This is a genomic window from Candidatus Frankia nodulisporulans (genome assembly GCF_902806475.1).
In the GTDB taxonomy this organism is placed as follows: Bacteria; Actinomycetota; Actinomycetes; order Frankiales; family Frankiaceae; genus Frankia; species Frankia umida.
The window spans coordinates 1-6,212 of the sequence record NZ_CADCWS010000245.1; the positions used below are offsets into that span (position 1 = coordinate 1).

Genomic DNA, 6,212 nt, shown 5'->3' on the forward strand with positions numbered 1-6,212 from the left:
CTAACCCACGATCAAAGCGCTACCTGACCAAGTTACCGCGCTCCTTCCCCTTCGCGCCGCCTGTGACATGCGGGGCCGCCATGGGAAAAAGGGACGCCGAAATGGATTTTTTCGGGCTTCTCATTCTGTTTCCGCTCTGTCCTGGCCGTCCATGATGAAGGGGGCGGAAAGGGTGTGCGAACCACGGCTGACGTGGTGGCGCGTCGCCGTACCGACCGGGGGTGGCAGCCGCCACCGGTGGGGGTCCCGGTGACCCCGGGGGAGGGCCCCCGTCCTGGTCGGATGGCCGTGCGTGGGAGGGTCGGTCGAGCCGTGGCGGTGGGCGAAGTGCGCCTGATCGGTCGGATCGTGGCCCCGCCAGGCCGCGGTCACGGCGGGTGGACGACAATCCTGGCGTGAGCGAGACCGCTGGCCTGCGCCGTGGCCTCCGGGTGCTGACGTTGGTCGCCAGCGTCGCCATTGTGGTGATGCTTGTGCTTGCCGTGATCTCTGGCTGGGGGTCGAGGCAGGCCGCGACCGACCGCAGTCGCCATCTGGACCCGGCCGCCACCACCACCGCGCTGTTGCTCGCCGGCTACGTCGACCAGGAAAGCGCGTTGCGTGGCTATATCGTCACGCGCGACCGTGGCTTCCTGGCGCCGTTCACGACCTCCAACCGGTCCGTCCCCAGGCTCACCGCGACCCTGGAGGAGCTGCTCGCCGACTTCCCGGAGCTGCGCGCGCAGCTCGCCGAGGTCCGCACCGCCTACGACCTGTGGCGACGCGAGGTGGTGCGGCCCGAGCTCGCGGCGATGGCCCGTGGTGACGTCGCCGCCGCCACCGACATCGTGCGCGAGAGCGCCCGGCGTGACTTCGACTCCCTGCGCACCGGCGTGGCCCGCCTGGGCGCCGGGATCGACCGCGAGCAGAACGAGGCGTCCGAGCAGCTGGAGACGGCCGCCGTCCTGCTGCTCAGCTCGCTGGCCAGCGCCGTGCTGATCATCCTGATCGTGTTGGCGACGGTGCTGACCGCGTCCCGGCGCTGGCTGCTGCGGCCGATCGGAGCCCTGCAACGAGCGGTGAACGCGGTGGCCGCCGGGCGCTACGACACCCGCATCCCGTCGGTGGGTCCCGCGGAGATCGTGGCGCTGGCCGCGGACGTCGAGACGATGCGCGCCCAGCTCGTCCGTCTGGTCCGCCAGAACCAGCGGTCCTTCGAGGCACTGGCACAGCAGGGACCCGCCGTCATCGCCCTGCGCGACGCGCTCACCCCCTCGCTGCTGCGGGCCCGTGACGTCGTCCTGCACGGACGGGTGGAGCCGGCACAGGGCGAGCTGGCCGGGGACTGGTACGACGCCCTCGACCTACCCGACGGCCGGGTCGCGGTGGTGGTCGGCGACGTCTCCGGGCACGGTGCCGCCGCCGGTGTCTTCGCCCTGCGGCTCAAACAGCTCCTGGACGCGGCGCTGACGAACGGGGGCCCACCCGCCGCCGTCCTCGAATGGGTGGTGGACAACCTCGGTGACACCGACGAGATGTTCGCTACCGCGATCATTCTCCTGATCGACCCGCGGACCGGTGAACTGCAGTACGTCAACGCCGGCCATCCCGACACCTTGTTGCTGCGCCGTCCCGTGACCCTGACCACGGCCCGCACCATCCCCTCACCCTCGGCGGCCCTGGCCGCCACGGCGCCCCACGCGGCACTGGCGGCCCTGGTCGCTCCGGCGCCCCCGGACACCGCCGAGTCCTCGAGCGCCCCGACGGTCGGCGCGACGGCGTCCAGCGGTGCGGTCTCGGACACGGTGGTCTCGGACGCGGTGGCTTCGGGCGCCGTGACGGGAGGCGCCGCGGGCTCGGCTGTGGTGACGGCCGGCGCGCCGCGTCCGAAGGTCTCCCTCACCCGGGCCACCTCCACCGGGGCGCCGCCGCGAGCCGCGCACCCGGCCCGATCCGCGCCGCCCAGGGACCGCGGACCAGCGCAGATCGTCCGGCTGCCACCGACCGGGCCGCTGCTGTCGAGCCTGCTCGCCGCCCCCGACGCCTGGCAGAGCGGGACGCTCCAGCTGGAGCCCGGCGACGTGCTGATCGCCTACACCGACGGCCTGGTCGAGGCCCGCGACGGCGCCGGCCGCCAGTTCGGGGTGCACCGACTGATCGCCGAGATCCTGCGCGATCCCACCCGCGACCCGGTGGGGCTACTCGACGGCGCCTTCGACGCGGTCCGACGGCACGCCTCGGGGCAGCGCGACGACGACCGGACCGCCATCATCCTGGCCTGGTCCAACCAGCATGACCAGGAGGTCGACAGTGGGTCGTGATGATGACGACGAGCGTGGCCGGGGTGATTTCGGGGTACATCAACAACTATGAACGACGAGTCCGGTACGGACCGGCCCCAGACCGCCCCGCGGTCCGCTCGTATCCCTCGACCGCCCTTCAGCCCGCTGCGGCTGATCGCTGTCGCGCTGCTCGCCGTCCTCGTCGCTGGCCTCATCGCCGTGGCGGTCGGCTGGCGACCCAGCCTCAACCCGTTCAAGGAACGCACGATCGACCGCAGCTCCCCGGCGGTGCTGCGCTCCCTGGAGGATCTCAGCGAATACCACGCGGCCGGAGCCCACTTCGAGGTCGTCGTCGACCTCGAGGAGGACACCAAGTGGATCCCGTCGGCGCTCAAGGGTGAGCGCACCCTGTTCGTCGGGGTGGGCACGGTCGACTCGATGGTCGACTTCAGCCACCTCGGCAGCGGCGACGTGGTCGTCTCACCGGACCGGCGCTCGGTCACGATCAACCTGCCGAACCCGACGCTGTCGTCGGCGCAGCTCGACCTGAACCGCAGCTACGTCGTCGCCCGCCAGCGCGGCGTGCTGGACCGGGTGGGTGGCCTGGTCGGCGGGATCAGCAGCGACAAGGGGCTCTACCAGGAGGCATCCACGAAGATGACCGACGCGGCCAAGCAGGACGGTCAGGTCATCGAACTCGGCAAGAAGAACACGACCGCGATGCTGCGCGGTCTGCTCGGCGCGCTGGGCTTCACCGACGTCAAGGTGAACTACACCGCCGACAAGCGGTGACCCGCGGCCCCTCGGGGCCAGTGGGTACCGCCCGCCGACGTGGGTGAGCAGGCGGGCGGTACCCGGGGGTCATCCCCGGGTGGCCTGCTCGGCGACGACCCGGTCGATCTCGGCCCGGAAATGCTCGGAAATCCTGATGACATGCGGTTCGCGCAGCAGGTAGAAATGCTCACACGGGACGTAGTAGGTCTCGTGGCTGCCGGTCAGGTAGGTTGACCAGGCATTTTCCGGGTCCGGGTTCTCGGCTGAGCGGTAGACGAGCGTGCGACCCGCCCAGGGGCCCGGGCGGTAGAAACGTTCCAGCAGCCGGCCGTGGTTGAAGAACACATCAAACTGTTCCGTTCCGCCGAACTGCACCACCCCGGTCAGCGGTATCTGCACCATCTTCTTCAACGTGGCCATGTTCGCGAGATTGGTCCGCTGCTCGGGCAGCAGTCGCTGGGTGAACCGGGCCAGCCGACGGCGGTAGGAGCTGGCATGCGCCTGCGCGTCCGCACTCGTCGGCCCGTCACTGATGGCGCTGGGAGTACCGGTGGCGCTGGGAGTACCGGTGCCGCCGCCGGCGGCGGCCAGGCGCGGCGGACCGTCGGGTGTGTCGCCCGGTTCGATCCGCAGCGAGGACGGGAGATAGGTGTCCATGATGGACAGGAATCCGACCTCCTCGCCGGCCGCGGTGAGCTGCTGGGCGACCTCCAGTGCGATCAGGCCGCCCAGCGAGTGCCCGGCAAGCAGATACGGGCCGCGCGGCGCCAGCAGCCGGATCACCTCGAGATGGCGTCGCGCGGTCTTGACGACGCTCCAGTCCGGGAAGCCGCGCCGTTCCAGCCCGTGCGCCTGGAAGGCGTAGACCGGCTGGTCGTCGCCGAGCCGGCGGGCCAGCGAGTGAAAGCCGAGCGCGAGGGCACCGGCGCCAGCGAAGCAGAACAGCGGGGGGCGTGAGCCGACGGTCCGCAGCGGCACGACGGTGGGATGACGCGGCCCGGACTGCTGGGCCAGCGACAGCGCGTGCGCGAAGGCACCGAGGGTCGGCGAGTCGACCAGGGTGGACGACGACATGGACACCCCGAGCCGCTCCTGCACGAGCGTGAGCAGCTCGTTGGCGGCAAGCGAGTCGCCGCCAAGCTCCATGAAGTCGTCGCCGATGCCGACCTCCTCGAGGTCGAGCACCCGCGTCCAGATGTCGGCGACGACGATCTCCCACTGCGTCCGGGGACGCTTGAACACCGCCGCCGGCTGGGGCGGTGGGGGCAGGGCGCCGCGGTCGACCTTGCCACGTTCGTTGCGGGGCAGCTCGGCGATCGGCACGATCGTCGCCGGCACCATCCAGACCGGCAGACGTTCGCGCAGCGCCCGGCGGACCCGGGCGGGGGAAAGCGTGTTGCCGTGCACCGCGGGCACGACATAGGCGATCAGACGGTTCGGCCCGTCGGGGCTGGCCACCGCGGTGACGATGGCCTCGGCGATCTCGGGGGAGCGCAGCAGCGCGGCCTCCACCTCGCTCGGCTCGACCAGATAGCCGCGGATCTTCACGGCGGCGTCACGTCGACCCAGCAGCACCAGCGTGCCGTCCGGCTCCCACCGCCCGAGGTCGCCGGTGCGACAGGTGGCGCGCCCATCGGGCAGCGGGGTGAACTTCTCGGCGGTCAACGCCGGGTTCTGCCAGTAGCCGGCGGACAGGTACGCCGAGGTCACCTCGACCTCGCCGACCTCGCCCAGCGGGGCGAGCGAGCCGTCCTCACGGCGCAGGACGACCTCCTTGCCGGGAGCGGGCCGCCCACCGGGGATCGTCCCGGTCGGCAGCACCGCCGTGGCCGGGATCTCGTGGAAGCCCAGCGAGGCGATCTCCGAGGCGCCCGTCCAGTTCACATAGGTGCAGGCCGCGGGCAGATGCGTGCGCAGCGCGGCGATGTCCCGCCCGTACGAGGCCTCCCCGCAGGTGATCACGATGCGCAGGTCGGGCAGCGGCTCGTCCACCTCGAGGGTGCCCAGCAACGCCCGCAACAGCGACGGGGTCGTCGCCAACGCGCTCAGCTGCTGGGTGACCAGCCAGTCGGCCAGCCCGCGCACACCCGCCGACCGCGGATCGTAGGCGTACAGACCGCCCCCGTTGAGCAGCCCGAACACCACCACGGTGACGCCGGCCGCGAACGAGTACGGCAGCACCAGCGCCACCCGGTCGCCCGGGGCGAACCCGAGCCGCGTGGCACCGGCGCAGGCCTCGCTCAGGAAGGTCCCATGCGTCCAGACGACGCCCTTGGGCGCCCCGGTGGAGCCGGAGGTGAACACGATGCAGGCCGGCTCGTCGAGGCGGGGTTCGGGCCACCAGACCGCGTCCGAACCGTTCGCGGTGATCCATTCCGAGCCGTCGCTGGCCGCGGCGGCCACGTCCAGGATCAGCTGGGGACCGGCCCCACCGAGCAGGTCGAGCAGCGGTCCCGCGTTGACGCGGGTGGCCGCCGGCGCCTCGGACCAGCCGGTGTCGAGCGGGGGCAGGCCCACCGTCGAGCGTTCCACGGTGCTGTCGGCGAGGTCGGTGAGCAGGACGGCGCAGCCGGCCTGACGCACGATCTGGGCCATCCGCTCCGGCGGGACCATCGGGTCGAGCGGGACGACGGCCCGCCCGGTCTTCATCGCCGCGAGCAGGCCGAGCAGGCCGGTCACACCATGCGGGAGCAGGGTGGCGACCGGACCGACCTCGCTCGCGTCGAGTCGACCGAGGATGGCGACCGCGATGTCATCGGTGCGCCGGTCGACCTCGGCGAACGTCATCGACACGCCCGGCGAGACCAGCGCGGGTGTATCGGGTAGCCGAGCAGCGACCTCGCGGAACCGGCTGACCACCGAGTCGGGGAGCATGTCGAGGTCCAACCTCGGGAGGAAAGCGCTCCCGAGCTGGGCGACCGCCAGGGCCGCGCGCCGATCACCTTCGTTCACTGCCGCTCCCTCGTCCTGTGCCGCCCGCGACATCCGCGTCGCCAGCCTGCCGCGCACTGCCCGCCGGTTCCTGCCACCACCGGCGGCCCACCCACACCGACCCGGCGGATGCCCACCACCATGCCGCCCTCATCGACTGATCCACCTTCGCCGACTGATCCACCTTCGCCGACCGATTCAACCTCGCCGGGTGAACCGGCCGCACCGAATGATTCAACCTCGCCG

3 protein-coding genes are annotated in these 6,212 nt (G+C 71.7%); 2 read left to right on the forward strand and 1 reads right to left on the reverse strand.

The window, feature by feature from the left end; translation table 11 throughout:
• Positions 1 to 395 precede the first annotated feature (395 nt).
• Together G6R24_RS17200 and G6R24_RS17205 are read left to right on the forward strand one after the other, a co-directional pair.
• Entirely contained in the window at positions 396 to 2,300 is a 1,905-nt protein-coding gene (locus tag G6R24_RS17200) for a PP2C family protein-serine/threonine phosphatase (RefSeq protein ID WP_163550246.1), read from the forward strand.
• 48 nt (positions 2,301 to 2,348) lie between these two features.
• Positions 2,349 to 3,053 (forward strand): DUF4230 domain-containing protein, encoded by a 705-nt coding sequence (locus G6R24_RS17205; protein WP_163550247.1) that lies wholly within the window; start codon positions 2,349 to 2,351, stop codon positions 3,051 to 3,053.
• Positions 3,054 to 3,122: 69 nt separating this feature from the next.
• Here G6R24_RS17205 and G6R24_RS17210 read toward each other — a convergent pair whose 3' ends face one another.
• On the reverse strand, positions 3,123 to 5,987 hold the full coding sequence (locus tag G6R24_RS17210) for an alpha/beta fold hydrolase (protein WP_163550248.1): 2,865 nt from the start codon (positions 5,985 to 5,987) through the stop codon (positions 3,123 to 3,125).
• Positions 5,988 to 6,212 lie beyond the last annotated feature (225 nt).